The 24526-nt window shown below is 62.8% G+C and carries 22 protein-coding genes; 10 read left to right on the top strand and 12 right to left on the bottom strand.

What is annotated here, in order from left to right:
- The first annotated feature begins 77 nt into the window (after positions 1–77).
- From waaF to AC07TV_RS04955, 6 genes are all read left to right on the top strand, one after another.
- Positions 78–1088 (top strand): lipopolysaccharide heptosyltransferase II, encoded by a 1011-nt coding sequence (gene waaF, locus AC07TV_RS04980; protein ID WP_494647293.1) that lies wholly within the window; start codon positions 78–80, stop codon positions 1086–1088.
- Positions 1085–1516: a nuclear transport factor 2 family protein gene (locus AC07TV_RS04975; protein WP_494647292.1), complete on the top strand. Its 432-nt coding sequence runs from the start codon at positions 1085–1087 to the stop codon at positions 1514–1516. The genes waaF and AC07TV_RS04975 overlap by 4 nt, the downstream gene beginning before the upstream one ends.
- Positions 1513–2481 carry a YheT family hydrolase gene (locus AC07TV_RS04970; protein ID WP_494647291.1) on the top strand — a complete coding sequence of 323 codons (969 nt, stop codon included), beginning with the start codon at positions 1513–1515 and terminating at the stop codon, positions 2479–2481. The genes AC07TV_RS04975 and AC07TV_RS04970 overlap by 4 nt, the downstream gene beginning before the upstream one ends.
- A 101-nt stretch (positions 2482–2582) precedes the next feature.
- Positions 2583–3959 carry a phosphomannomutase/phosphoglucomutase gene (locus AC07TV_RS04965; RefSeq protein WP_494647290.1) on the top strand — a complete coding sequence of 459 codons (1377 nt, stop codon included), beginning with the start codon at positions 2583–2585 and terminating at the stop codon, positions 3957–3959.
- Between the two features lie 9 nt (positions 3960–3968).
- Positions 3969–5219 (top strand): EAL and HDOD domain-containing protein, encoded by a 1251-nt coding sequence (locus AC07TV_RS04960; RefSeq protein WP_494647289.1) that lies wholly within the window; start codon positions 3969–3971, stop codon positions 5217–5219.
- A 93-nt stretch (positions 5220–5312) separates the two neighbouring features.
- Positions 5313–5630, top strand: a complete 318-nt coding sequence (locus tag AC07TV_RS04955) for a hypothetical protein (RefSeq protein ID WP_494647288.1) — start codon at positions 5313–5315, stop codon at positions 5628–5630.
- Here the strand turns inward: AC07TV_RS04955 and AC07TV_RS04950 are convergent, their stop codons facing one another.
- The 5 genes from AC07TV_RS04950 to AC07TV_RS04930 all read right to left on the bottom strand — a co-directional run bounded on the left by AC07TV_RS04950 (position 5631) and on the right by AC07TV_RS04930 (position 11184).
- Entirely contained in the window at positions 5631–5933 is a 303-nt protein-coding gene (locus tag AC07TV_RS04950) for a hypothetical protein (RefSeq protein WP_494647287.1), read from the bottom strand.
- On the bottom strand, positions 5930–8545 hold the full coding sequence (alaS, locus tag AC07TV_RS04945; protein WP_494647286.1) for an alanine--tRNA ligase: 2616 nt from the start codon (positions 8543–8545) through the stop codon (positions 5930–5932). The genes AC07TV_RS04950 and alaS overlap by 4 nt, the downstream gene beginning before the upstream one ends.
- Before the next feature lie 178 nt (positions 8546–8723).
- Entirely contained in the window at positions 8724–9077 is a 354-nt protein-coding gene (locus AC07TV_RS04940; RefSeq protein WP_494647285.1) for a hypothetical protein, read from the bottom strand.
- 65 nt (positions 9078–9142) lie between these two features.
- The gene (gene ugpQ / locus AC07TV_RS04935) at positions 9143–9886 is read right to left on the bottom strand and encodes a glycerophosphodiester phosphodiesterase (RefSeq protein ID WP_494647284.1); all 744 of its coding nucleotides are present in this window, start codon (positions 9884–9886) and stop codon (positions 9143–9145) included.
- Entirely contained in the window at positions 9886–11184 is a 1299-nt protein-coding gene (locus AC07TV_RS04930) for an extracellular solute-binding protein (protein ID WP_494647283.1), read from the bottom strand. Before AC07TV_RS04930 ends, ugpQ begins: the two co-directional genes overlap by 1 nt.
- A gap of 93 nt (positions 11185–11277) precedes the next feature.
- Between AC07TV_RS04930 and AC07TV_RS04925 the strand changes: the two genes are divergently transcribed.
- From AC07TV_RS04925 to AC07TV_RS04910, 4 genes are all read left to right on the top strand, one after another.
- A complete protein-coding gene (locus AC07TV_RS04925) occupies positions 11278–11694 on the top strand; it encodes a hypothetical protein (protein WP_494647282.1) in 417 nt (138 codons plus the stop codon).
- A gap of 46 nt (positions 11695–11740) precedes the next feature.
- Positions 11741–14287 carry a sensor histidine kinase gene (locus AC07TV_RS04920; protein ID WP_494647281.1) on the top strand — a complete coding sequence of 849 codons (2547 nt, stop codon included), beginning with the start codon at positions 11741–11743 and terminating at the stop codon, positions 14285–14287.
- The gene (locus tag AC07TV_RS04915) at positions 14271–14636 is read left to right on the top strand and encodes a response regulator (RefSeq protein ID WP_494647280.1); all 366 of its coding nucleotides are present in this window, start codon (positions 14271–14273) and stop codon (positions 14634–14636) included. The genes AC07TV_RS04920 and AC07TV_RS04915 overlap by 17 nt, the downstream gene beginning before the upstream one ends.
- 153 nt (positions 14637–14789) lie before the next feature.
- Entirely contained in the window at positions 14790–16259 is a 1470-nt protein-coding gene (locus tag AC07TV_RS04910) for a DEAD/DEAH box helicase (RefSeq protein WP_494647381.1), read from the top strand.
- 665 nt (positions 16260–16924) lie between these two features.
- On the opposite strand, the gene AC07TV_RS04905 is transcribed toward AC07TV_RS04910, so the two are convergent.
- The 7 genes from AC07TV_RS04905 to hyi form a co-directional block, all read right to left on the bottom strand.
- A complete protein-coding gene (locus tag AC07TV_RS04905; RefSeq protein WP_494647279.1) occupies positions 16925–17701 on the bottom strand; it encodes a PP2C family protein-serine/threonine phosphatase in 777 nt (258 codons plus the stop codon).
- Between the two features lie 86 nt (positions 17702–17787).
- A complete protein-coding gene (locus AC07TV_RS04900) occupies positions 17788–18681 on the bottom strand; it encodes an HDOD domain-containing protein (protein ID WP_494647278.1) in 894 nt (297 codons plus the stop codon).
- Entirely contained in the window at positions 18678–19913 is a 1236-nt protein-coding gene (gene glcF, locus AC07TV_RS04895) for a glycolate oxidase subunit GlcF (protein ID WP_494647277.1), read from the bottom strand. The genes AC07TV_RS04900 and glcF overlap by 4 nt, the downstream gene beginning before the upstream one ends.
- Positions 19913–20986 carry a glycolate oxidase subunit GlcE gene (gene glcE, locus AC07TV_RS04890; protein WP_494647276.1) on the bottom strand — a complete coding sequence of 358 codons (1074 nt, stop codon included), beginning with the start codon at positions 20984–20986 and terminating at the stop codon, positions 19913–19915. The genes glcF and glcE overlap by 1 nt, the downstream gene beginning before the upstream one ends.
- Positions 20986–22470 carry an FAD-linked oxidase C-terminal domain-containing protein gene (locus AC07TV_RS04885; RefSeq protein WP_494647275.1) on the bottom strand — a complete coding sequence of 495 codons (1485 nt, stop codon included), beginning with the start codon at positions 22468–22470 and terminating at the stop codon, positions 20986–20988. The genes glcE and AC07TV_RS04885 overlap by 1 nt, the downstream gene beginning before the upstream one ends.
- A 10-nt stretch (positions 22471–22480) precedes the next feature.
- The gene (locus AC07TV_RS04880; protein ID WP_494647274.1) at positions 22481–23737 is read right to left on the bottom strand and encodes a glycerate kinase type-2 family protein; all 1257 of its coding nucleotides are present in this window, start codon (positions 23735–23737) and stop codon (positions 22481–22483) included.
- Positions 23734–24507: a hydroxypyruvate isomerase gene (gene hyi / locus AC07TV_RS04875; RefSeq protein ID WP_494647273.1), complete on the bottom strand. Its 774-nt coding sequence runs from the start codon at positions 24505–24507 to the stop codon at positions 23734–23736. The genes AC07TV_RS04880 and hyi overlap by 4 nt, the downstream gene beginning before the upstream one ends.
- Between the last annotated feature and the right edge of the window lie 19 nt (positions 24508–24526).

Below are 24526 nucleotides of genomic sequence, written 5' to 3'. Positions count from 1 at the left end.
GGCTGTCATTCCCGCCCAAGCGGGAATCCGGTTCACTCCGGGTCCCCGCCGGCGCGGGGACGACGAGCACCGCCCCCATGAAAGCCCTCATCGTCGCCCCCTCCTGGATTGGCGACACGATCATGGCGCAGCCGTTGTTTGCCCGCCTGCACGCCAAGCATCCCGGCCTCCAGCTCGACGCCATCGCCCCGCGCTGGGTGGCGCCCGTCCTGCAGCGCATGGCGGAAATCAGCGACGTCCTCGACAGCCCCTTCGGCCACGGCCAGCTGTCGCTCAAGCCGCGCTGGAAGCTGGCCCGCCTGCTCGCTGCCCGCGGCTATGACGCCGTCTACGTCCTGCCCAATTCGCTCAAGTCGGCGCTCGTCCCGTGGCTGGCCGGCATTCCGCAACGCGTCGGCTTCACCGGTGAATCGCGTTATGGCCTGATCAACGTCCGCCATACGCTCGACAAGGCCGCCCTGCCGCTCATGGTCGAACGCTTCGCCCAACTGGCCGAAGCCCCGGGCCAGCCGCTGGGCCATTTCATTTTTCGGCCAAAAATCCGGTCGACCGTGGAAGACCAGCAAAAAGCCCTGACCGAACTGGCCATCGAGCGCCCGGCCCGCGTCGTCGCCTTCTGCCCTGGCGCCGAGTACGGCCCGGCCAAACGCTGGCCGGCCGCCCACTTCGCCGCGCTAGCCAAAAAACTGGCCGAACAGGGCTGCGCCATCTGGCTCTTCGGCTCACCCAAGGACCACGCCGTCGCCGAGGAAATTTCGCAGCTCGCCCCGGACCTGTGCCGCAACCTGTGCGGCGCCACCTCGCTGGCCCAGGCCGTCGATCTGCTGGCCATGGCCGAACTGGTTGTCTGCAACGACTCCGGTTTGATGCACGTCGCCGCCGCGCTCGACCGTCCGATCGTCGCGCTCTACGGCTCCTCGTCGCCCGGCTTCACACCGCCGCTCTCCGACCGCGCCGACATCCTGAGCCTCAATCTCGAATGCAGCCCCTGCTTCAAACGCGACTGCCCGCTGGGCCACCTCGATTGCCTCAACAAACTGCTCCCCGAGCAGGTCTTTGCCGCCTGCCAGAAAAGGATGACGCGATGAGCGGGCCAACCGTTTATGCCCTGCCCGACGACGTCGAACGCGCCTTTTACGAAGCCATCGTCGACGGCGACGCCGACCGCATGATGCTGCTCTGGGCCGAAGACGACGAAACGCTGTGCGTCCATCCGACCGGCGTTCGCCTGCTCGGTCTGGTGCCGATCCGCGAAAGCTGGCGCAGCATCTTTGTCAATGCCCGCCTGCGCGTCCAGGCCGAACCCGTCGCCCACTGGAACGGCACGATCATCGCCGTCCATCACCTGACTGAAATCCTCTTCGTCGGCGACGACCCCAGCCCGCACGGCCCGCTCTACGTCACCCACGTGTACGTCCGCGGCCCGCATGGCTGGCGTCTGGCCAGCCGCCACGCCTCGGCGGCCGACGACGGCCATCAGGCAATGGCCGAGGCCGTGCCGCACACGCTGCATTGAGCCGCGCCGCCAAGCCCTACCATGCGCCGAGCTGGCTACCCGGCGGTCAGGCGCAAACCCTGTGGCCACTGCTCATCAAGCCACGCCCGCTCAAATTGCGCCGGGAACGCTGGGCAACCCCCGATGGCGACTTCATCGACGTCGATCACCTTGACGGCCCAGCAGACTCGCCGCTACTCGTCCTCTTCCACGGCCTCGAAGGCAGCGCCAACAGCCATTACGCCATCTCGACCGCCCGCGCCTGCAAAGCCGCCGGTTGGCGCCTCGCGTTGCCCCATTTTCGTGGCTGCTCGGGCGAACTGAACCACCGGCCGCGCGCCTACCATTCCGGCGACTCCGAAGAAATCGACTGGATCCTGCGCCGCCTGCACGCCGCCAACGGCAGCCAAAAGCTCCACGCCGCCGGCGTTTCGCTCGGCGGCAACGCCCTGCTCAAATGGGCTGGCGAACGTGGCAACGCGGCCAGCGAACTGGTTACCGGCGTCGCCGCCTTCTGCGCCCCGCTCGACCTCGCCGCCTGTGGCCACCATCTGGCCAACGGCTTCAACCGGATTTACACCCGCCACTTCCTGACCACCCTGAAAGCCATTTCGGCCAACCGCCTGCAACAGTTCCCCGGCCTCTTTGACGAAGCGCGCATGCGCCGGGCGATCAATCTCTATGAATTCGACGACGCCGTAACCGCCCCCATCCACGGCTTTGCCGGCGCCGACGACTACTGGCGGCGCGCCTCGGCCAAACCCTGGCTGAAATCCATTGCCGTGCCGACTCTCACGGTCAACCCGAAAAATGACCCGTTTTTGCCTTCCCGCTATTTGCCGACGGCCGCCGAAGTCAGCCCCTTCGTCCGCATTGAACAGCCCGAAAGCGGCGGCCATGTGGGATTTGTCACAGGCTCTTTTCCGGGAAATCTGGACTGGCTGCCGCAAAGGCTTTTACACTTCTTTCTTTTCGAAACGTCATAAATTAATGACATTCGGGCAATGCGGCGCCAATGCAAAGTTCCTGCAACGAGGCCGACGTATGATTCGCCCATTTCCCGCACAAACCTCCTGACAGGACAACCATGAGCCAGCTCCCTGCTGAAATTTTCAAGGCCTACGACATTCGTGGCATCGTCAATAAATCGCTGACTGCCGACGTCGTTCGCCAAGTGGGTCACGCGCTTGGTTCGCTGGCCGTCGAGCAAGGCCAGAAGGCCATTGCCGTTGGCCGCGACGGTCGTCTGTCCGGCCCCGAATTGGCTGGCGCATTGATGGACGGCATCTGCGCCGCCGGTTGCGATGCCATCGACGTCGGCTGCGTGCCGACCCCGGTCACCTACTTCGCCGCCTACGAACTGGGCGTTCACTCCTGCGTTTCGGTCACCGGCAGCCACAATCCGCCGGACTACAACGGCCTCAAGATGGTCATCGGCGGCAACACGCTGGCCCTCAATGCCATCCAGGACCTGAAAAAGCGCATCGAAGCCGGCGACCTCAAGCATGGCCAGGGCAAGCGCAGTTCGGCCGATGTACTCGGCGCCTACGTCGAAAAAATCGTCGGTGACGTCAAGCTGGCCCGCCCGATGAAGATCGTCATGGATTGCGGCAACGGCGTCGCCGGCGCGATCGCCCCGGAACTGTTCAAACGTCTCGGCTGCGAGATCGTGCCGCTGTTCTGCGAAGTCGATGGCAATTTCCCGAACCATCACCCAGACCCGTCCAAGCCGGAAAACCTGGCCGACGTGATCAAGGCCCTCAAGGAAACCGACGCAGAAATCGGCATCGCCTTCGACGGCGACGGCGACCGCCTCGGCGTCGTCACCAAGGATGGCGAAATCATTTTCCCGGACCGCCAACTCATGCTCTTCGCCGCCGACGTCCTGTCGCGCGTGCCCGGTGGCACGGTCATTTACGACGTCAAATGCACGCGCCTGCTCGCCCCCTGGATTCGCCAGCATGGCGGCGAGCCGCTGATGTGGAACACCGGCCACGCCCTGGTCAAAGCCAAGCTGCGCGAAACCGGTGCCCCCCTGGCCGGCGAAATGTCCGGCCACACCTTCTTCAAGGAACGCTGGTACGGCTTTGACGACGGCCTGTACACGGGAGCCCGCCTGCTCGAAATTCTCAGCAAGGCCGCCAACGCCAACCCGGTTCTCAAAGGCCTGCCGAATTCGCCATCGACTCCGGAACTCAACATCAAGATGGCCGAGGGCGAACCCTTCACGCTGATCGACAAACTGAAGGCCGACGGCAAGTTCAATGGTGCCCAGGAAACCATCACCATCGACGGCGTGCGCGTAGAATACGCAGATGGCTTCGGTCTGGCCCGCCCGTCGAACACGACACCGGTGGTGGTGCTGCGTTTTGAGGCCGATAACGCCGTCGCGCTCGAACGCATCCAGGCCGATTTCCGTCAGGCCCTCAATGCAGTCTGGCCGGGGATTCAACTACCGTTTTAAGGGAAATTCGTGAGCGAAAACGCCGCCGACCAGCTGTTTCTAGGGCGACAGCCCATCCTGGACCGCAATCAGCAGCTTTTCGCCTACGAACTGCTTTTTCGCAGCGGTAGCCGCAACTTCGCCGATGTCACCTGTGGCGTGCAGGCTACCGCCACGGTCATCGCCAATGCCTTCACCGAGCTTGGCGTCGAAGCGGCGCTGGGCAGTTGTCGCGGTTTCATCAACGTCGACGAAGCCTTCCTGTTCAGCGACCTGCTCGAGTTGCTGCCGCGCCACGCCGTTGTTCTCGAAATTCTCGAAACCGTGCCGCCGACGGCAGCCGTCATCGAACGCTGCATTGCCCTGAAAACCGCCGGCTTCACGCTGGCCCTCGATGACGTCATCCAGCTTGAGCCGGAATATGCCGAACTGCTGGCTCTGGTCGAAATCGTCAAGGTTGATATCCAGCCGCTGTCGCGCGTCCAGCTCATGCAACTGGTCATGAAACTGAAACCGATGGGCAAGCAGTTGCTGGCCGAAAAGGTCGACTCGCGCGAGCAGATGGAACAATGTCTGAAACTCGGCTTCACGCTGTTCCAGGGCTATTACTTCGCCAAGCCGACGATCATTTCCGGCAAGAAACTCGATCATTCGCAGATCTCGCTCATGAAACTGATGGGGCTGCTGCTCGGCGATGCGCCAACGTCGGAAATCGAAACGGCGCTAAAACCCGAACCCGGCCTGACCATCAACCTGCTGCGCATGACCAACTCGGTCGGCTCGGGCAGCAGCGAAAAAATCACCTCGCTCGGCCATGCCATCACTGTCCTTGGCCGTCGCCAGTTGCAGCGCTGGCTGCAACTGCTGGTTTTCTCGGCCGGCAACGCCAGCGTCACGAGCAATCCGTTGCTGCTCCTGTCCGCCACGCGCGGCCGGCTCATGGAACTGCTGGCCGCCGAATTGCAGCCGGGTGACATCGGCTTCGCCGACCAGGCCTTCATGGCCGGGATCATGTCGCTGATGCCGGCGCTGGTCGGCCAACCGATCGCCGACATCGTCGCCCCGCTCGGCCTCACCGCCAACGTGCGCGATGCCCTGTGCGAGGGCAGCGGCCCGCTCGGCGCCCTGCTCCGTCTGGCCGAAAGCAGCGAATCCGGCGATATTTCCCGGTTGACCGTGGCACTTCAAGACCTGCCGGGGCTCGGACCGAAAGCCCTGAACCGGACCCAGACACAGGCTCTGCAATGGGCCAACAGCATCGGTCAGGAAGCAACGGCGTAAGCAGCCCGCCGTTACAAAAAGGCGACAGCTCCCGCACAAAACGGGACAGGCACTCGTCTACAATCTTCCCATTTTCACGACGTGAGCGAGACCATGGACAGCACCCGGCAGAACCCTCAGTTTCGCCCAGGCACCCCGCCCGGCCCCCTGGCCAAGCTGGCGGCCTTTGTCCTGAGCGCGGCCTTCATGGTGCTGGCTTTCATGTTTTCGCTGGTTGCCCTGGCGGTCGTTGCCGTTCTCGGCGTGGCGCTGGGTGGCTGGCTGTGGTGGAAAACGAGGGCCATGCGCAAGCAGATGCAGCAAATGCGCGAAGCAGCCCAGCAGATGGGTGGCGAGCAACCCATGCGCAGCGATCAGGTAATCGAGGGCGAATTCATCCGCGAAGTACCTCCCGACCAACGCTTGCGTTGATCAGCGCAATTTGGGGTTGAGCGAGCCGCGGTTGTAATCCTTGTCGCCGGGCATAACCGTCCGGCCGATGCCAAAAACGCCACCCTGCGCTTCGGCCGGGCGGGCCTTGTTTTCGGGATACTCAGCGGCTACTTTCTTTGCCTCGGCCGCCATCGCAGCATCGACGTATTCCCAACGACCATTGGGGAAAAGACGCACCTTTTTCCCGTCGACCGTAGCCGCCTCAAGCGGCGTGCGATCAAGCTCGGTGGCGAAGCCCTGCCCCGCCGCCAGAACCAGCATCAGCACAAACGCCGCTTTCACAGCTTGCCCTCAACCCAGGCCGGCACCGAAGCCAGCGCAGCCGGCAGGTTTTCCGGCTGTGTGCCGCCGGCCTGCGCCATGTCCGGACGACCGCCGCCCTTGCCGCCGACCTGCTGGGCGACCATGTTAACCAGCTCGCCGGCCTTGACCTTGCCGGTCAGGTCGGCCGTCACGCCAGCAATCAGCGTCACCTTGCCATCGATGACCGAAGCCAGCACGATAGCGGCCGATTTCAGCTTGTCGCGCAGCTTGTCCATGGTTTCACGCAGCGTGTTGACGTCGGCGCCTTCGAGCGTTGCGGCCAGAACCTTGGCGCCCTTGACGTCGACTGCGTTGGCCAGCATGTCGTCGCCCTGCGCCGAGGCCAGTTTGCCCTTGAGGGCCGCCAGTTCGCGTTCGAGCTTCTTGACCTGATCAAGGACGGCCAGCACGCGGCCATGAACGTCCTTGGGCAACACCTTGAGCGTGCCGGCGACGCCGCCAAGCGCACTTTCCATGTCCTGCATGTAGGCCAGCGCGTTGTCACCGGTGACCGCTTCGACACGGCGCACGCCCGCCGCCACGCCACCTTCGGCCGTGATGCTGAACAAGCCGATGTCGCCGGTGCGCGAAACATGGGTGCCACCGCACAGTTCGCGCGACGAGCCGATGTCGAGGACGCGCACGTCGTCGCCGTATTTTTCGCCGAAAAGCATCATGGCGCCGAGCTTCTGGGCTTCGGCGATGGGCAGGACGCGGGTTTCGGTGGCCACATTGGCAAGGATCTCGGCATTGACGATGTTTTCGACCTTGCGGATTTCCTCGTCGGTCATCGGCTGGTTATGCACGAAGTCGAAACGGGTCTTGTCCGGATCGACCTGCGAACCCTTTTGTTGAACGTGGTCGCCGAGCACTTCGCGCAGCGCCTTGTGCAGCAGGTGGGTCGCCGAGTGGTTGCGCATGATGCGCTGGCGGGCCAGCACGTCGACCTTGGCGGCCACACCGTTGCCGACCGAGATGGTGCCGGTCTTGACGACGCCGTGGTGGCCGAAAACGGAGGCCTGGATTTTCTGCGTGTCTTCGACGGCGAAGATGCCATGCACCGACTGCAATGCGCCGCAGTCGCCGACCTGGCCGCCGGATTCGGCGTAGAACGGCGTGTCATCGAGGACAACGACGCCCATTTCGCCTTCATTGAGCTGGTTGACCGCAGCACCGTCCTTGTACAGGGCGAGCACATTGGCCTTGTATTCCAGTGCCGAATAGCCGTGGAAAGTCGTGGCCGGACCGTCGTATTCGAGGTTGGTCGCCATCTTGAACTTGCCGGCGGCGCGCGCCTGTTCCTTCTGGCGGGCCATGGCCGCATCAAAGGCGGCCGCATCGACAGTGATCTTGTGCTCGCGGCAGATGTCCTGCGTCAGGTCGAGCGGGAAGCCGTAGGTGTCGTGCAGCTTGAAGGCGGTGTCGCCGTTGAAGACGCCACCTTCGCCGAGCGCCTTGAGCTCACCTTCGAGGATGGCCATGCCGTGCTCGATGGTTTCGAAGAAGCGGTCTTCTTCCTGCTTGAGCGTGGCGATGATCTTGAACTGGTTCTGGCCCAGCTCGGGGTAAGCCATACCCATTTCGGCAACCAGATCCGGCACCATCTTGTGGAAAAAGGCGGCGCGGGCACCCAGCTTGTAGCCGTGGCGGATGGCGCGGCGGATAATGCGGCGCAGGACGTAGCCGCGGCCTTCATTGCCGGGGATAACGCCATCGGCGAGCAGGAAGGAGCAGGCGCGGATGTGGTCGGCCAGCACTTTCAACGACGGCGAATCCATGTCGGCGGCCGAGGTTTCGCGGGCAGCTGCCTTGAGCAGCGCCTGGAACAGGTCGATCTCGTAGTTGGCATGCACGCCCTGCAGCACGGCGGAGACGCGCTCGAGGCCCATGCCGGTATCGACCGAAGGCTTGGGCAGCGGATGCATGACGCCGGCCTCATCGCGGTTGAACTGCATGAAGACGTTGTTCCAGATTTCGATGAAACGGTCGCCGTCTTCGTCCGGCGATCCCGGGGGGCCGCCCCAGTGCTTTTCGCCGTGGTCGTAGAAAATTTCGGTGCATGGGCCGCAGGGGCCGGTATCGCCCATCATCCAGAAATTGTCGGAGGCATAACGGGCACCCTTGTTGTCGCCGATGCGAATGACGCGCTCGACCGGGACGCCGATTTCCCTGGTCCAGATGTCGTAGGCTTCGTCGTCCTCAGCGTAAACCGTGACGGTCAGCTTGTCCTTGGGCAGCTTGTAAACCTCGGTCAGCAGTTCCCAGGCGTACTTGATGGCATCGCGCTTGAAATAATCACCGAAGCTGAAATTGCCGAGCATTTCGAAGAAGGTGTGGTGACGCGCCGTGTAGCCGACGTTCTCGAGGTCGTTGTGCTTGCCGCCGGCGCGCACGCATTTCTGCGAAGTGGTCGCACGCGTGTAGGGGCGCTTGTCGAAACCGAGGAAGACGTCCTTGAACTGGTTCATCCCGGCGTTGGTGAACAACAGGGTCGGGTCCTCATGCGGCACCAGCGAACTGGAGGAAACAATCTGGTGGCCCTTGGAGGCGAAGAAGTCGAGGAACTGCTGGCGGATTTCGGCGCTTTTCATAAGCTGTCGGCCCTAAATGGCGTTGAATTCGGAATCCGTGATTTTAACGCAGGTGCGGCCGGAACTTGAGCCCCCGAAACAGGTTTCAAAACGGGTTTCAATTTTGGCCGTTTTTTCCGGTTGACCGTGGAAATGAAAAACCCGCCGGCCGGCGGGTTCTCGGAGAGGCGAAAACGGCTTAGCGGCGCCGCGGACGGTCGACGCGACCGTTGTGGTTGTAGTCGTGCTGACGGTCGTGTTTCTGGGCGTAGATGCGGCGGCTCTGGACTTCCTGCGCTTGATGCAGGCGGGCGCGCTCGCCACGCGTCACAACTCCGTCGGACTTGGCGCGATTTTCCATGTTATCGACATGCTGCTGGCCACGCTCCATGCGATTGGCTTCGCGCTCGGTCAGGCTGCCGGAAGCGACGCCCTGATCGATGCGCCGCTCCTGATTGGCCTGACGCTGATCGACACGCGGCGTGTTCGCCTGGGCAAAGGCAAGGGCCGGCAGAACAAGGGAAAGGACAGCGATGGTCTTGACGATTTTCATGTTATTTCTCCTGGTAGTTAGGGCGAACTCCCTGAACGCCATTAGAAGGTAAAACGGGGTAAAAATCAGCCGCCCAAATGCAAGCCTTTGTAAGCACTTGTTTCTGCCACAAACAGGTCCAGACGATCGGTAAAGAGCGCACTGACGCCGCGCTCGAGCAGGGATTTTGCGGCGTTTTCCGTGTTGACCGTGTAACACAGCACCGGAATGCCATTGGCCTGTGCTTCGGCCAGCACATCGTCACTCAAATGCCTGGCTGCACAATGCAGGGTGACGGCCTGCAGTCGGCGCACCGTTTCCAGCCAGTCAGCCGGCACTTGCTCGAAGAGCACGCCACGCGGAATCTGCGGCGCCAGATCGCGGGCAATTTCCAGCGCCTCCAGCGAAAACGAAGAGAATAACGGCTGCACCCAGGCTCCTTGCCAAAGCCCGGCACTCAGGCGCGCCACCGTTTCCGCCGTCTGGCGTTCGAATCCTGCCGCCGGCTTGATTTCAACATTGGCCAGCAGGCCATAGTCACGGCAGGCAGCAACCGCATCGGCATAGCGGGGGACGCGCTCGCCATCGCCGGCATCGAGCGCAAAGAGCTGCGCATCGGGCGTCTCGCTGACCGCCCCCCGGCCGTTCGTCGTCCGCTCCAGCGTTTCGTCGTGAATGAGCACGGGCGTGCCATCGCCGGACAACATGACATCAAACTCGACAGCCGAGAACCCCAGGCGCGCCGCCAGCCGGATACCGGCCAGCGTATTCTCCGGGGCCAGCGCGCCGCCACCGCGATGGGCAAACCAGCGCGGCAGCGGAAAACCCATCAGAAGGGTTGCGACTTCTTCAACAGCGGTTTGGCGCCAAGCAGCGAATTGCCCCGGCTGACCGAGGTATCGAGTGCCGCCTTGGCCGGCTTCTTGTCATCCCACACGGCTTCCATCTCTTCGTTGGTGATGATGCGCACCGCATCGATATTGGCGACACGCACGGCCGGCTTGCTGCCATTGCCGTTGAGCGAGGCGTAAGCGATTTCCAGCGTCTTGTCGCCATCCTGCAGCAACTTGCTGCGCGCTGCGGCGCGGGCAGCCGAGGTCATCGGCAGGCCACCGTAGACACGGACCATTTCAATCTGCATTTCCGGCGACAGCATGAAGCTGACAAATTTGGCAGCCTGCTTGTACTGCACCGGCGTCCGACCGGCGCCAACCCACAGCGAAGCTCCGTCGGCCAGCGACGACTGGCGACCGCCATAGACATCGTCGTGATACGGCAACGGCGCGACACCGAGCTCGACACCCTTGGCATCACGGAAATCGACATGTTCACGCGAATCGGTCGTGATCATCGCGCACTCGCCTTCGTGGAACTTGGCGCTGGCTTCATTGCGCCGACCAAACAACTTGAAATAATTGGCCTTGCTCCACGTCGCCATCATCGCTAGGTGCTTGACCTGCGGCAGGCCGTTGAAAGTCAGCTGCCCCTTGTCGGTAGCTGCCGGCACACCAGAGACCGCACTGACGTTATCGACATGCACCCAGACCGGCCACGACGAAGTGTAGGGGCAGGCGTAGCCGGCATCCTGCAGCTTGTCGAGCATGCCCTGCATTTCAAACCAGGTCTTCGGCGGCTGGTCCGGATTCAGCTTGGCCTTGCGGAAAGCGTTCTTGTTGTAGAACAGCACCGGGGTGGAATAAAGCACCGGCAAGGCAACCACTTTGCCCTTGGCATCGACCACGCCGGCCTTGAGGTCACCCGACAACTCGCCGAACTTCAACGGCTGGCCAGCCTTGGCCATCATGGCATGCAGGGGCACAAAGGCCTTTGGCTGGCTGAGAACATCGCTCATGTCATAGCGGCGCATCAGATTGAGCACCGCCGGCTTGTCGCCCTTTTCCAGACGCACCAGCTTCATCGTGCTGCCCGACTCCTTGTTGAAGCGATCGACAATCGCCTGCAAACGTTCCTCGCCAGCCACACCAAGATTGTGAGCCAGTTCGAACTCGGCGGAAACCGTCGGCGCAGCGACCGGTTTGGCTGCAGGCTTGGCCGGTTTGGCCTGGGCAACAGAAGAAGCCAGGGCCAGCGTGGCGGCGATGGTCAGGGGACGAATACAATACGACATGAATACTCCAGCAATTCTTAAAGACCTAAATTATAAAGCCGTGCGCCACGACACACGCCCCACACTTTTCGCAGATATGCGAAAATCCGCCGCATGATCAAGCGAATTTTTCTTATTGTCGCCGTTCTCGGACTCAGCGCCTGCGACCAGGTCAGCCAGAAGCTCGGTCTCGAAGATCCGGCCAAAAAAGAAGCCAAGGCCGAGCAGGAAGCCAAAGCCGTCGGCAGCGCCTGCCGCCAGTCCGGTCGCGCCATCGAGGACTGCTATTCGATCTACAGCTGGTTGCCCAAGGCCGGCATCTACACCGGCTGGCGCGAGATGGACGAATACATGCGCGAGAACAAGCTGGAAACGATAGCGCCGCAACTGCCTCCGCCGGAAGGCCCGGGAAGCAAGAAAAAGAAGAAAGCCCAGGAGGCGGCCAGCGAAAGCGAAACGAAGGCCGAGTCAAAAACAGAAGCAAAGACCGAAGCCAAGGCAGAATCCGAGCCAAAGGCCGAGAAACACTAGGTCTGGCAAGCACATCCTCGTCGAACACGACCGGAAGGCAGGCAACATGAAATTACCAGCATTTCTGGGCGGAATTCGCGGCAAGCTGATCGGCATCTTTGTCCTGATCAAGGTTGTTCCGCTCCTCTTGCTGGCTGGATTTGCCTGGTATGCCACCTCTCAGCTTGGCGAAGACGTTTCAATCAAGGCGGGCAGCATGGCCGACGCCATGCTGTCGACGATCAAAACAGTCGGCAAGACCGTTACCGACGACTCCATTCGCGCCCTCGACCAGCGCTCGCGCGAGGCCATTGAGGCGCTGACCACCGACGCCGCCAAGGAAATCGCCACTTTCCTGCATGACCGCGACAGCGACATCCGGCAGGCCTCCGGACTGGAACCCTCCGAGGCGGCATTCCGCCGTTTCCTGAGCGAACGGAGCCGGCCGATCTATCAACATGGGCCATGGAAGCTGGCCGACGATGGCCAATCGTGGGTACCCGAAACCCCGGTCGTCCGCGAAGCCAAGGTCACCCGCCCGGTACTGGCCGACAACGCCAGGGATTTCCACACCCGCCCGGCGGAATATTTTGGCGAGGCTGAGCAACGTCCGCTATTCGTCGAAATGACCTTTGTCGATCTCGACGGCAACGAGAAGATCAAGGTCACCACCGGCAAACTGACCGAAAAAAGCCTCAAGAACGTCGTCGACCGTAGCAATACCTTCGTCAAGGCGGAAACCTATTTTGCTGAACTGAAAAAACTGAAGGCTGGTGAAATCTACGTTTCCGACGTCATCGGCGCCTACGTTCCGACGCAGGCCATCGGCCCCTACCTGCCGGCCGCTCTGGAAAAAGCCGGGAAACCGTTCACGCCTGAAGAGTCGGCCTATGCCGGCACCGAAAACCCTGTCGGCAAGCGCTTCCGCGGCATTGTCCGCTGGGCCATGCCGGTGGTCAGGGGCGGCCGGACCGTCGGCTACGTCACGCTCGCTCTCGATCACGACCACATCCGCCAGTTCTCCGACCGCCTGATGCCAACCGACGAGCGCTACACGCCGATCGCCGACGCCATCAAGGGCAACTACGCCTTCATCTGGGATTACAAGAGCCGCTCGATTTCCCACCCGCGTGACTATTTCATCGTCGGCTACGACCCGCAGACCGGCCTGCCGGCCACGCCCTGGATGGATGCCGAGTTGTACGCCGAATGGCAGGCGAGCGGCAAGCCTTCCCATGAGTTCCTGACCGGCGTTCCCTCATTCCGCAACCAGAACCTGAAACTCAAACCGGCCAAGGAGCTGATCAAGGCCGGGACGGTCGGCCTCGACTGCCGCTACCTGAACTTCTCGCCGCAATGCGACGGCTGGAATGCGCTGACCGAACATGGCGGTTCGGGCTCCTTCGTCATCTTTTTCTCCGGTCTGTGGAAACTGACCACCGCCGCCGCCATCCCCTATTACACCGGCCAGTACGGCAAATCGCCACAGGGGTTCGGCCTTGTCACCATCGGCGCCAATGTTGATGATTTCCACAAGGCAGCGACCGATACGGCAGGCCGGATCAACCGACTTGTCGAAGAAAAGGATGCCAGCCTGACCATCCAGCGCGGCGAACTGCTCGACCATATCGCCGAGAGCCTGACCTCGACCGGTATCGGCCTGTGGACCTCGACCCTGCTCATGGTAGCCGTCGTCATCGGCATTGCCATCTGGATGGCCGGGCTCCTGACCCGACGCATTACGGCGATGATCTCGGGCATCCACGCCTTCCAGGAAGGCGACCTGAAACGCCGCCTGGACGCTGGCTCCTCCGACGAAATGGGCGAACTTTCCCGCTCCTTCAACCGGATGGCCGATTCGGTCGAAGAATCCTTCAATCGACTCGAAGAGGCGCGGGAGAAAGCCGAGGAAGCCAGCCGGCAAAAATCGGCTTTCCTGGCCACCATGTCGCACGAACTGCGCACCCCGCTCAACGGCATCCTCGGCTTTGCCGAGTTGCTCAAAGGCGAACTGGAAAACCCCGAACAACAAGGCTATGTCGAAATCATCGAACAGAGCGGCGGCCATCTGCTCAATCTGGTCAATGAAATTCTCGACCTCGCCAAGATTGAATCGGGTGAAATGCGTTTCAACAAGGTAGCCATTTCCCTCGCCGACGTCATTAGCGAAAGTGCTGCCGGCCATCAGGTAAGCGCTGAGGCAAAAGGCTTGCAGTTCGAACTCCAACTCACTGACGATCTGCCCGCCGAAATCACCACCGACCCGACCCGCCTGCGTCAGATCCTGAACAACTTGCTGAGCAATGCTGTCAAATTCACTGATAGCGGCCGGATCAGCTTCAGTATCAGCCGTGTCGGCCATGCAGTTGCCTTTGCCGTTCGCGATACGGGCCCCGGCATCCCGCTGGAAAGCCGCGAAACGATTTTCGAGAAGTTCAAGCAACTGGAAAACTTCCTGACCCGCGAACACGGGGGAACCGGACTAGGGCTGGCGCTCGTCCGGCAATTGGCAGAACATATGGGCGGGAAGGTCACGCTGGAATCTGAAGTCGGCGTCGGATCAACTTTCACGGTTTACCTGCCACTGGATATCAGTCATGACGGAACAACGTAACGCACTGGTCGTAGACGACCACCCCACCAACCGCCTGCTCGCCTCGGCCATACTCAAGAAGCTCGGCTGGATGGTCATGGAAGCGGAGAGCGGCAGTGCGGCACTGACGCTGGCCGCCAACCATCGATTCAGGCTCGTCCTGCTCGACATCAGCATGCCCGGTCTTTCCGGCGAAGACACCTGCGCCCAACTACGGGCGGCAGACGCAAGCCCGCCCTTGTACATCGTAGCCTACACCGCCCACGCCTTCCCTGAGGACCGGGAGCGCCTTCTCGCCGAAGGTTTCGACGATGTGCTGGTCAAACCCATCAGCCGTCAGCGCCTCGAAGAGTTGATTGCCGATCTTTGATCACCACCGCGTCTGGTCCTGACCGTTTTCCGGCCGGGCCTCAAGCTTCCGGGTGCTAAAGGGCTGGTAGGCGTATAATCCTGCCCCATGTCTGAAATCAATACCTTAGCTGGCGACAACGCCATCATCATCGCTGCCGACGCAGTGCCCGAAATCACCTTTGCCGACCTCGGCCTGGCGCCCGAACTCCTGCGCGCCGTGCTTGACGAGGGCTACACCAAGCCGACACCGATCCAGGCCCAGGCCATCCCGCTCGTCATCAGCGGCAAGGACATCATGGGCGGCGCCCAGACCGGCACCGGCAAGACTGCCGCCTTCACGCTGCCCATCCTGCAGCGCATCCTGCCCTTTGCCAGCAGCAGCCCGTCGCCGGCCAAGCACCCGGTCCGCGCCCTGATCCTCGCGCCAACCCGCGAACTGGCCATGCAGGTCTACGAGTCGGTCAAAACCTACAGCAAGCACACGCCGATCCGCTCCATGTGCGCTTTCGGCGGCGTCGATATCCGGCCGCAGATTGCCGAACTCAAAAAAGGCGTCGAAATCCTCGTCGCCACCCCAGGCCGCCTGCTCGATCACGTCGAAAACAAGAGTGTCAGCTTCAATTCCGTCCAGGCCCTGGTCCTCGACGAAGCTGACCGCATGCTTGACATGGGTTTCGTCCCGGACGTCACGCGCATCCTCAACATGCTGCCGGCCCAGCGCCAGAGCCTGCTGTTCTCGGCCACCTTCTCGGACGAGATCAAGAAGCTGGCCGACACCATGCTCAAGTCGCCGATCCTGATCGAGGTGGCTCGCCGCAATCAGGTCTCCGACACCATCACGCACCGCGTCCATCCGGTTTCCGAATACGGCAAGCGCGGCCTGCTGACCAAGTTGCTCAAGTCCGGCGAAATTCGCCAGTGCATCGTCTTCTGTCGCACCAAGCAAGGCTGCTCGCGCCTGACCCGCGAACTACAACGCGCCGGCATCAAGGCCGATGCCATTCATGGCGACAAGAGCCAGCTCGAACGCATCAAGGCGCTCGAAGCCTTCAAGGGCGGCGAAACCGACGCCCTCATCGCCACCGACGTCGCGGCGCGCGGCCTCGACGTTGATGACCTGCCCTACGTCATCAACTACGAACTGCCGCACACCCCGGAAGACTACGTGCACCGCATCGGCCGCACCGGCCGGGCCGGCAAGACCGGCAACGCCATTTCACTGGTCAGCGCCCGCGAAGTCGTCTATCTGGTCGATATCGAAAAGCTCATCAAGCGACCGATCGAACAGGTCGAAGTCGCCGGTTTCGAACCGGAACCGGAATACGAATACCCCCTGGGCAACAAGAAAAAACGCAGCGCCCCGGTCATCGCCCCGGTCGCCCAGCGTCCGGAACGAGGCGAACGTCCCGAGCGCGGTGAGCGCTCACCGCGCCCCGAGCGGGAACGGAGCGATCGCCAGGACCGCCGTCCGCCGCGCCGCAACCCGATGATCGCCGCCGACGGTTTCGACTTCAGCAAGCCCTACGAAGACAATTCGCCACGCGGCGATGTGCCGGATTCCGCCACGGCTGCAGCCAAGGTCGATCCGCACAAGCCGAAGCGGGTTGTTGCGGCGCTGTTGGGTGGGCTTGGGCGCAAGTAGGGGCCTGCCCTTTTCGAGCAAAACTTCGCCCTTTTTGGCGACTTCCAGTTGAATTGGCTTGGGTTTCCGCCTTGCTGGCGGGCATACTTTCTTCTTGCTTCGCCAAGAAGAAAGTAGCCAAAGAAGAAGGCGACCCTGGGTCGGTGCCGGCTGCGCCGGTTCCCTGCGCTACTCGGAAAGCCGAGCGGCTGCGGAACTCGGGGCGGCGCCCCTCAAACAGTCCTCGCCGACTGCCCCCGGCCTTCCTGCGTTGCTCGGCACCTCTCAAGGGGCCCGGTAAAACAATCCGGGCTTGAGCTTGGGTGCCTGAATGGCAGATTTCATTTTTAGGCTTTTTTCCCGGTTGACCGTGGGAATCTGTTTTTTGGGGCAAAACGCTTGAACGTGGACGCCTTTGGGGTCCCCATGAGAGGCGCTGAGCAACGCAGGCGGGCCGGGGGCCTTCGGCTTGCCATGTTTGAGCCGAAGGCGAGTTCTGGCAAGCCGCCCGGCCTGCCGAGTAGCGCAAGGAACCCGAAGGGCGCCGCCCCTGGGGTCGCCTTCCTTTTTGGCTACTTTTTCTTGGCGAAGCAAGAAAAAGTATGCCCGCCAGCAAGGCGGAAACCCAAGCCAATTAACCGGGGAAAGCCCCATTTCGCACATGCACAACGGCACAACGCGTAAATTCAGGCCCGCGCCACCGCCCCCTTGGCCGGCAACGCCTCAACCAGCTTGATGATCGCCAGCGACAGATTGTCGCCACCACCCTTGGCCCTCCTTCGGGCCATGTCGATCAGAATTTCGCAGGCTTGCCGAGCTGAATTCTGGGCGACCAGCGTGCCGAGTTCTTCGTCGTCGAAATAGCCCCAGAGACCATCCGAACAAAGCACGAAGGCATCGCCGGCAACAAGATCGACGGTTTCCGAAAGGGTTATTTTCGGTTCGTCCTGGCCGCCGAGCGAGGCCAGAAGCACATTACGATTGGGATGGGTCAGCGCCTGCTCGGCAGTGATTTTCCCGGTTGACAGGAGGTACTCGACGTAGGAGTGATCGACCGAACGGTCAACCGGCTTGTTGCCGCGAAAATGATAGATCCGGCTGTCTCCGCAGTGTCCCCAGGTGATTTTTCCCGGTTGCAGGAGCAGCATCACGGCAGTGCTGTGAGGGTCCATTTCATTCATGAAACGCGATGCCTTGATCATCGTGTGCGCTTCGCGCATGGCATTTTCGAGCATGCGCTGGGGACTCTCATCAACCGCTGAAAACTGCTCGAGATTTGTTTTGGCCGTATGCACAACCTGCTCGGCGGCGAGCGCGCCGCCGGTGTGGCCGCCCATGCCGTCGGCGACGACAGCCAGGGCGACGCCACGTTTCCGCGCGTGCGGAAGGATCGCCACGCGATCTTGTTGTTCCTTGCGATCCCCTTGGTGCTGCGCCGCGCAGGCGTCGAGTGCTATGGACATCCAATCCCCTTTTTGCGAGGAAGCTTATCACGGAAGGGTTGTGCGACTATTAACACTGTGTCCAGTCTTGCTTTTACTGCGGACATTCAGGCCTCTGTGGCGCAACCGAATCGTTCAAGAACGATATCGACAAACTCGGGCAAGGCCTCCTCGTTGAGCCCCAGCTCGGGCAGCACATCGCTCTTCACTCGCTCCCATTCCGGGCTGGCAATGCGCTGATCACGATAATAGATATCAACGGCGAGCTGGACGATAGCCACCATGCTGCGCGCGTCGTGCTGCCCCAGTTCGCCGATGGCGTGGTGAAAACGGATGGCATCGCAGATGAACTCCGGCAAGTGCCAGTGGCGGGCAATCAGGTAGCCAACGACGCAATGATCGGCATTGAACTTCCGGTCCTCTTCGGCCAGGTCGATCCAGATGCCCGGCGCACCGAGTTTCATCTCGGCGCAGTAGGTCGGAAAGCGCTGCATGAGCAGCGGGACGCCACAATCATGAAAAATTCCAGCCAGGTAAGCCTGATCGGGAAAAATATTGCAGACGGCAACCCGCTCGTCGGCAATCAGCATGGCCAGTTGGCCAACGGCATGCGAGCGGGCCCAGTAGGCCTCGTAAACGCGCCGATTTTTCTTGATCTCGCCAGCTCCGGACAGGGCAATGGCCTGGACCAGATTAAAAGTCTGGCGAACCCCGACGGCATGCAGGACGGCTTCGACTGAATCGAATGGCTGGTGCTGCCGGTAGGCCGAATTGCCGACGACCTTGAAAAGCATCGCCGTCAGCCCCGGATCCTTGTTGATGACGCGGGCCAGCAGCCGGACGTCGAGTTCGCTGCGGTTGATTAGCTGGCGCAGCTCTTCGAGCACCCGCGGCTGGGCGGGAATCTTGACGCCGTTCTCAAGCAGGCGTTTGATCCGGGCGGCATCTTCGGCGCCGAGCGACTGGGTGATTTCAAATACGGATGGTACGTCCTGGCTCATGCCATTGCCTCATCAATCAATTCAATCCAGTGCCGCACGGGCAGCGTACTGCCGGCCTGCAGGTGGGTCAGGCAGCCGATATTGGCCGTCGCCGCCAGCGCCGGGCCACCGGCATTGAGGGCGGCCAGCTTGTTGGCGCGCAGTTTGTTGGCCAGGTCGGGCTGCAGGACCGAATAGGTGCCGGCTGAACCGCAGCATAGATGGCTGTCGGCGACCAGTGTAAGTTCGTAGCCGGCCGCTTGCAGCAAGACCTCGATGCTGCCACGAATCTGCAAGCCGTGCTGCAGGGTGCACGGCGAATGGAAGGCCAGCTTGCCGCGCTTTTCCGGATGGCGCGCCAAAAAGGGCAGCAACGCGGCTTTTTCACCCGCCAGAATTTCCGAAGGATCGCGGCACAGCGCACTGATTTTTGCCGCTTTTTCGGCGTAGACCGTGTCATCGGCCAGGATATGAGCGTAGTCCCGGACCTGTACGCCACAGCCGGAGGCCGTGACGACGATGGCTTCGATGCCGGCTTCGATGTGCGGCCACCACGCGTCGATGTTGCGCCGCATGTCGTTCTTGGCCGTTTCGTGGTCATTCAGATGGAAGCGGACGGCGCCGCAGCAACCGGCCTTGGCTTCTTCAAACAATTCGATCCCCAGCTTGGCGAAAACGCGCGCCGTGGCGGCGTTGATGTTGGGGGCCAGCGCGGGCTGGACGCATCCGGCCAGCGCCAGCATGCGACGCGCGTGCCCTGCTTTCTTCGGCCACGGCGCACCGGCCGGCTGGGCAGGCGGCAGCTTGTCGGCCAGGCTTGTTGGCAACAAGGGCCGGACGGCGCGGCCAAGGGCGACTGCCGGGCCAAACAGCGCGGGGTTGGGCAATACGGTTCTCAACAGCGCGCGTGTCACGCGGTCGGCGAAACGGCGCGGCAGTTTTGCCTCGACCACGGCGCGCCCGACATCGAGCAGATGGCTGTATTTGACGCCCGACGGACAGGTCGTTTCGCATGAGCGGCAGGTCAGGCAGCGGTCGAGGTGGGTGCGCGTCTTTTCGGTGACTGGCTTACCTTCGAGCACCTGCTTGATCAGGTAGATACGGCCGCGCGGGCCGTCGAGTTCGTCGCCGAGCAACTGATAAGTCGGGCAGGTTGCCGTGCAGAAACCGCAATGCACGCACTTGCGCAGGATTTCCTCGGCAATCTGGCCGGCGTGGGTGGCGCGCAGTTCGGCGGTGATATTGGTATCCATCAGAACTCCGCGTACAGCCGACCGGGGTTGAGGATGCCCTGCGGGTCGAAGGCTTTTTTCAGGCGACGATGCAGGGCCAGCAAGGCTGGCGGCAACGTAGCGAAAGCGCCTTCCAGGCAGCGCAACGATTCCGGCGCGCGGTAGAGCACGGCGTGGCCACCGAGGCGGATCGCGGCGGCGCGGATCGCTTGGTGATCGCCATCGACCTCGCCGGCATACCAGCGCAGCGCTCCGCCCCACTCGATGGCGCGCAGGCCGTCGAGACCCGGGCACGGCGCGGTCGATGGCAAGGCGAGTCGCCACAATGGGCTGGCGGCGAAGGCAGGATGCGTTTGTTCACGTATCGAATTCCAATGTTTTTCCGGGTTGACCGTGGAAACCCCGCCGAGCTTTGCTGTGGCCGCTTCAACGGCTGCCCGCGGACCGGACAGGCGTAACCAGAGCTGGCCGTCGTGCCAGAAGGAAGCCGAAATGGGCAACGGCTGGCCGCCCCATTCGTTGAGCCGGCGAATGGCTTCGGTTGCATCGCATTCGAAGACCAGCGTCGTTTCGGCCACTGGCTTGGGCAGAACCTTGAGCGTGACTTCGGCGATGACGCCGAGCGTGCCGAGACTGCCGGCGATGAGGCGCGACACGTCGTAGCCGGCGACGTTTTTCATGACCTGGCCGCCGAAATTGAGCACCTGGCCGGTCCCATCGACCAGCTTGACGCCGAGCACGAAGTCGCGCACGGCACCGGCTTGTTGCCGACGCGGGCCGGACAGGCCGGCGGCGACGCAGCCGCCGACCGTGGCGCCAGCGAAATGGGGTGGTTCGAAGGCCAGCATCTGGCTCTTTTCGGCCAGCGTGGCCTCGATTTCGGCGAGTGGCGTGCCGCATTTTGCCGTGATGTACAGCTCGGTCGGCTCGTAGGCAACGATGCCGCGATGGGCCGAGACGTCGAGCACTTCGCCGGCCAGCAGACCACCGTAGAAGTCCTTGCTGCCGGCGCCGCGGATGCGTAGCGGTGCGCGCCCTGCGTCGGCGTTGCGGACGGCGGCGACGATATCGTCAAGCGAATGTGCAGTCAGCATCAGAAGCGCTCCAGCTCGGGAAATTTCACGTCGCCGTGATGGACGTGCATGCGGCCGTATTCGGCGCAGCGGTGCAGGCTGGGCACGGCCTTGCCGGGGTTGAGCAGGCCGCTTTCGTCGAAGGCGGCCTTGACGCGATGGAAGGCTTCGATTTCGGGCGTCGAATACTGGACGCACATCTGGTTGATTTTTTCGATGCCGACGCCGTGCTCGCCGGTGATCGAACCGCCCAGGGCGACCGAGAGTTCAAGGATTTCCGCGCCGAAGGCTTCGGCCCGTTCCCAGTCGCCGGGTTTCGAGGCGTCGTACATGATCAGCGGGTGCAGGTTGCCGTCGCCGGCGTGGAAGACGTTGGCGCAGCGCAGGCCGTATTTGGTTTCCATGGCGGCGATGGCCGACAGCATTTCGGCCAGCCGCTTGCGCGGAATGGTGCCGTCCATGCAGTAATAGTCCGGCGTGATGCGGCCGACGGCGGGAAACGCCGCCTTGCGCCCGGCCCAGAAACGCAGGCGTTCGGCTTCGGACTGCGAAACGCGAATGTCGCTGGCACCGGCGGCGTTCAAAACCTCGGTGACGCGGGCAATTTCCTCGGCGACTTCTTCCGGCGTGCCGTCCGACTCGCAGAGCAGGATGGCTTCGGCATTCATGTCATAGCCCGCCTTGACGAAGGGTTCGACGGCCGCCGTCGCCGCCTTGTCCATCATTTCCAGCCCGGCCGGGATGATGCCGGCGGCGATGATCGCGGCGACGGCATCGCCGGCCCGGGCGACATCGGCGAACGAGGCCATGACGACCTGGGCCAGTTCCGGCTTGGGCACGAGTTTGACGGTGACTTCGGTGACGACGCCGAGCATGCCTTCGGAACCGATCATCAGGGCAAGCAGGTCGTAGCCGGCGGCATCCGGTGCCTCGGAGCCGATCTCGAAGACCTCGCCTTCGATGCTGACGACGCGGATGCGCAGGACGTTATGAACAGTCAATCCGTATTTCAGGCAATGCACGCCGCCCGAGTTTTCGGCGACGTTGCCGCCCAGCGTGCAGGCGATCTGCGACGACGGGTCGGGCGCGTAATAGAGGCCGAAGGGCGCGGCGGCCTCCGAGACGGCGAGGTTGCGCACACCGGGCTGGACGACGGCGAGACGGGCGGCGCGGTCGACGCGCAGGATTTTGTTGAAACGGGCCAGCGACAGCACGATGCCGTGGGCGTGCGGCATGGCGCCGCCGGACAGCCCCGTGCCGGCACCGCGCGCGACGACCGGCACGCCAAGGCTGTGGCAGGTACGCAGGATGTCGATGACCTGGGCCTCGGTTTCCGGCAGGCAGACGGCGAGTGGCAGTTCGCGGTAGGCAGTGAGGCCGTCGCATTCGTAGGGGCGCAGATCCTCTTCACCGAGCAGCAGGCAGTGTGGAGGCAGGAAGAGGCGGAGCCGCCGTTCCAGCGTTGCCAGGTCAATGCAAATGTCGTTATTGCCGTTTTGCGCCATATTTGCCATTTTAGCCTATAAGAATGGCCCGAAAATCATTAACGTTGGTTCGCGTCGGGCCGGTGACCAGCAGGTCGCCGAGTAGGGAAAAGCAGGTCCACGCATCGTTGTTGGCCAGTCGGGCGCGCAGGTCGAGACCGGCGGTCTTGGCCCGGGCCAGCGTGCTCGGGTCGATGAAGGCGCCGGCATTGTCTTCGCTGCCATCAATGCCGTCGGTGTCGGCGGCCAGAGCATGGATGCCCGGCGCACCATCGAGGGCCAGGGCCAGGCTGAGCAGGAGTTCGGTGTTGCGCCCACCACGGCCGTTGCCTCGCATGGTCACCGTCGTTTCGCCACCGGAAAGCAGAACGCAGGGCGTTTTGGCCGGAAATCCGTGTTGACCGCAGGAACGCGCCATGCCGGCCAGGACCTTGCCGACTTCGCGTGCCTCGCCTTCGATGGCGTCGCCGAGGATGAGCGGCGTGATGCCGAGCCTTTGCGCCTCGGCGGCGGCCGCTTCGAGCATCTGGCGCGGGCTGGCGACCAGGCGGAATTCGCTGTTGGCCAGACGCGGGTCGCCTGGCTTGGGCGTTTCGAGTTCGCCGGACTCGAGGCGCTGGCGCAGGTCGGGCGGGAGGGCGATGGCGTAGAAATCGAGGACCTTGAGCGCATCGGCGCAGCTCGTCGGATCGCCGACGGTCGGGCCGGAGGCGATGACGGCCGGGTCGTCGCCGGGCACGTCGGAAATGGCCAGGGTCAGCACCGAGGCCGGCCAGGCGGCAGCGGCGAGGCGCCCGCCCTTGATGGCAGACAGGTGTTTGCGCACGCAGTTGATTTCGCCGATGCTCGCCCCCGAGCGAAGTAGCGCCGAGGTGAGCGCCCGCTTTTCGGCCAGCGTGACGCCAGGCGCCGGGGCGGCGAGCAAGGCCGAGCCGCCGCCCGAAATCAGGGCGAGAACGCGGTCTTCCACGGTCAACCGGGAAATTTGCTCAAAAATGGAAAGTGCTGCCGCCTCGCCGGCGGCGTCCGGCACCGGGTGTGCGGCTTCGATGATCTTGATCCGTTCACACGGCACGCCGTGGCCGTAGCGGGTGACGACCGTTCCTTCGAGCGGCCCCGACCAATGTTGCTCGACCGCCCGCGCCATGGCGGCCGAGGCCTTGCCGGCGCCAATGACGATGAGCCGGCCACCGTCGTCAGGGGGCAGATGCGGCGGCACACACGAGTCCGGATCGGCCGCGGCGATGGCGGCGTCGAACAGGCGGCGCAGGATGTCGCGCGGGGTCACTTGGTCATCCAGCCGAGACCCGCTTCGGTCGTCGTCAGCGGCTTGTATTCGCAGCCGACCCAGCCGGCGTAGCCGAGCCGGTCGAGTTGATCGAACAGGAACGGATAGTTGATTTCGCCGGTCCCCGGTTCATGGCGTCCCGGGTTGTCGGCGATCTGGACGTGGCCGATGCGCCCGATGTTGGCTTCGATGGTCCGCGCCAGATCGCCCTGGATGATCTGCGCGTGATAGAGGTCGAGTTGCAATTTGACGTTGGGGCGGCCGATGGCATCGAGCAGGCGCGGCGCCTTGTTCACGTCGTCCAGCCAGTAGCCCGGCATGTCGATGCGGCTGTTAATTGGCTCAATCATCACCGTCACGCCGACAGTGGCAAAACGATCGGCGGCGAATTGCAGGTTGGCGATGTACGTGGCTTCCAGTTCGGCCTCGCCAACACCATCGGGACGAAGCCCGGCCATGCAGTGCACCCGCTCGCAGTCGAGAACCATCGCGTAGTTGAGCGCCAGTTCGACACTGTCGGCGAATTCGCCCTGGCGGTGCGGCAAACAGGCCAGGCCACGCTCGCCGGCCGCCCAGTCGCCGGGCGGCAGATTGAACAGCACCTGCTCGACAGCGGCTGCCTTGAGCCATTCGGCGACATCATGCGCCGGCCACTCGTAGGGAAAAAGATATTCGACGCCGCGAAAACCGGCGCTTGCCGCCCGTTGAAAGCGCTTCCCGAACGGCACGTCGGCAAATAAAAAACTGAGATTGGCAGCGAACTGGGGCATAAGGGTGGCTGTCTGTAGT

It is taken from the genome of Azonexus sp. GW821-FHT04F04 (assembly GCF_059420025.1).
Note: the sequence above shows the minus strand (reverse complement) of the source record. Positions and strands in the feature narration are given on the sequence as shown.

Excerpts from the sequence above, each read along its gene's own strand:
- waaF (WP_494647293.1), top strand. The coding sequence starts at position 78 with ATGAAAGCCCTCATCGTCGCCCCCTCCTGGATTGGCGACACGATCATG.
- AC07TV_RS04975 (WP_494647292.1), top strand. The coding sequence starts at position 1,085 with ATGAGCGGGCCAACCGTTTATGCCCTGCCCGACGACGTCGAACGCGCC.
- AC07TV_RS04965 (WP_494647290.1), top strand. The coding sequence starts at position 2,583 with ATGAGCCAGCTCCCTGCTGAAATTTTCAAGGCCTACGACATTCGTGGC.
- AC07TV_RS04955 (WP_494647288.1), top strand. The coding sequence starts at position 5,313 with ATGGACAGCACCCGGCAGAACCCTCAGTTTCGCCCAGGCACCCCGCCC.
- alaS (WP_494647286.1), bottom strand. The coding sequence starts at position 8,545 with ATGAAAAGCGCCGAAATCCGCCAGCAGTTCCTCGACTTCTTCGCCTCC.
- AC07TV_RS04940 (WP_494647285.1), bottom strand. The coding sequence starts at position 9,077 with ATGAAAATCGTCAAGACCATCGCTGTCCTTTCCCTTGTTCTGCCGGCC.
- ugpQ (WP_494647284.1), bottom strand. The coding sequence starts at position 9,886 with ATGGGTTTTCCGCTGCCGCGCTGGTTTGCCCATCGCGGTGGCGGCGCG.
- AC07TV_RS04930 (WP_494647283.1), bottom strand. The coding sequence starts at position 11,184 with ATGTCGTATTGTATTCGTCCCCTGACCATCGCCGCCACGCTGGCCCTG.
- AC07TV_RS04925 (WP_494647282.1), top strand. The coding sequence starts at position 11,278 with ATGATCAAGCGAATTTTTCTTATTGTCGCCGTTCTCGGACTCAGCGCC.
- AC07TV_RS04920 (WP_494647281.1), top strand. The coding sequence starts at position 11,741 with ATGAAATTACCAGCATTTCTGGGCGGAATTCGCGGCAAGCTGATCGGC.
- AC07TV_RS04915 (WP_494647280.1), top strand. The coding sequence starts at position 14,271 with ATGACGGAACAACGTAACGCACTGGTCGTAGACGACCACCCCACCAAC.
- AC07TV_RS04905 (WP_494647279.1), bottom strand. The coding sequence starts at position 17,701 with ATGTCCATAGCACTCGACGCCTGCGCGGCGCAGCACCAAGGGGATCGC.
- AC07TV_RS04900 (WP_494647278.1), bottom strand. The coding sequence starts at position 18,681 with ATGAGCCAGGACGTACCATCCGTATTTGAAATCACCCAGTCGCTCGGC.
- glcF (WP_494647277.1), bottom strand. The coding sequence starts at position 19,913 with ATGGATACCAATATCACCGCCGAACTGCGCGCCACCCACGCCGGCCAG.
- glcE (WP_494647276.1), bottom strand. The coding sequence starts at position 20,986 with ATGCTGACTGCACATTCGCTTGACGATATCGTCGCCGCCGTCCGCAAC.
- AC07TV_RS04885 (WP_494647275.1), bottom strand. The coding sequence starts at position 22,470 with ATGGCGCAAAACGGCAATAACGACATTTGCATTGACCTGGCAACGCTG.
- hyi (WP_494647273.1), bottom strand. The coding sequence starts at position 24,507 with ATGCCCCAGTTCGCTGCCAATCTCAGTTTTTTATTTGCCGACGTGCCG.